At 67.1% G+C, this 1,336-nt stretch carries 3 protein-coding genes; all 3 read left to right on the forward strand.

Going from position 1 to position 1,336, the window contains the following annotated elements:
* The first annotated feature begins 210 nt into the window (after window positions 1–210).
* Window positions 211–522 (forward strand): hypothetical protein, encoded by a 312-nt coding sequence (locus tag ACQ393_RS17570; RefSeq protein ID WP_430648150.1) that lies wholly within the window; start codon window positions 211–213, stop codon window positions 520–522.
* Between the two features lie 15 nt (window positions 523–537).
* A complete protein-coding gene (locus ACQ393_RS17575; RefSeq protein ID WP_430648151.1) occupies window positions 538–768 on the forward strand; it encodes a hypothetical protein in 231 nt (76 codons plus the stop codon).
* A 147-nt stretch (window positions 769–915) separates the two neighbouring features.
* Window positions 916–1,092, forward strand: coding sequence for a hypothetical protein (locus ACQ393_RS17580; protein WP_430648153.1), 177 nt, complete (start codon window positions 916–918; stop codon window positions 1,090–1,092).
* The last annotated feature ends 244 nt before the right edge of the window (window positions 1,093–1,336 follow it).

Here is a 1,336-nt window from a genome sequence, read left to right on the forward strand (position 1 = left end):
CACAGACCGGTAACAACAACACCAGGGGGTCAAGATTCAGACGACGAAAAGGGGTCAGAATTCAGCCGACGTTGACAGACCGGATGCACCGCCCTTCAGCCCCATCCCTACCTGGTTCTCGGCGGTGGTCCGAGCATGGTCTGCGCCCCCGTCGAGCCCGGACAACGCGTTGCGATCGGGGAGATCCTTAAGGCAGTCCACACAGAAGTCGTGCTCGAAGAAGTGAGCCTCGTGGGCGCAGACGGTCTCGAACTCGTCGAAGCGTCGCTCGTCGCGATCACCGACCAGACTGCAGTAGGAGTCTCCTTCCCAGGCACCGATCCGCCCGCCGGTTGGGGTGACCGGGTTCCTGCCGTGGGGACGCCGATTCCGGCGGGTACCACGGTCAATCTCGTGGTCACGGTCGCCGCCCCCAACGGAGTGGGCAAGGCGGAGTCCGTGAATGTCGAGTACAACGACGGACGGGGCGCTTCATCGTTGAGCGGGACGACGCGCTACCGGCTCGCGGGCGTGTGCGGATAGGCATCGGTCATCGGCATGTGGGCGCTCACCGCGGCCATCACCGCGGTGGCCGTGCCGCTCGGCGCCGCCCCGCTCGCGAACACCGATCCCGAGACGATCTCGCTCCCGCTCGTGTTCGCCGCCGGCGCCGTGATCGCCTTCCTCGCCGACATGCTCATGCCCGAGGCGTTCGAGCACGGCGGCCCCGCGGTCGCGCTCAGCACGGCGGCCGGGTTTGTGCTCTCCTTCGTGCTGTCGCTGGCGTGAGGGCACCGTATCCTCGCACCGGACGGGCGGCACCGTCGCATTGCCGCTCGAACGTGACGGGACTACGCTCCGGAGCCAGCAGGAGGACGGCGTCGGCGTCGCCGGAGAGGCTGCTCGCCGCCAGTGTCTCCACGATCGGAGGGTGTCATGGACGTGCTGTCGTGGATCATCCTGGCCGCGGTCATCGTGCTGAGCGCGGTCGGCGTCGCGCTGTGGAACCGATTCGCTTCCAAGACCCGGCCGAGCGATGAGCCGGAGTCGCCGGGCCCCATGCCGAGCGGCTTCGAGCGGCCGGGCGGGGATCGCGGCGGCATCGGCCTCTGACCGCATGACGACCGGCTATCGGGCGAGCGTCGCTTCGTGATCCTGGTTGGATCACCTGCGAGACGGGAGTGCTAAGCGCGCCCACGCCTGCCCTCCCAAGCGATGAAAATCAGGATCCACACCATGAATCCGAACGCACCGACCCCGAGGAGTCCCCCGAAACCGAAGGGTCTGCTGCACGAGTAGGTGACATCTGAGTTGGCTTGTCCTGCGGGACGGGCTGGAAGGATGTCATCGTGCCCAA

Source organism: Agromyces sp. GXS1127 (genome assembly GCF_050565425.1).
In the GTDB taxonomy this organism is placed as follows: Bacteria; Actinomycetota; Actinomycetes; order Actinomycetales; family Microbacteriaceae; genus Agromyces.

Excerpts from the sequence above, each read along its gene's own strand:
- ACQ393_RS17575 (WP_430648151.1), top strand. The coding sequence starts at position 538 with ATGTGGGCGCTCACCGCGGCCATCACCGCGGTGGCCGTGCCGCTCGGC.
- ACQ393_RS17580 (WP_430648153.1), top strand. The coding sequence starts at position 916 with ATGGACGTGCTGTCGTGGATCATCCTGGCCGCGGTCATCGTGCTGAGC.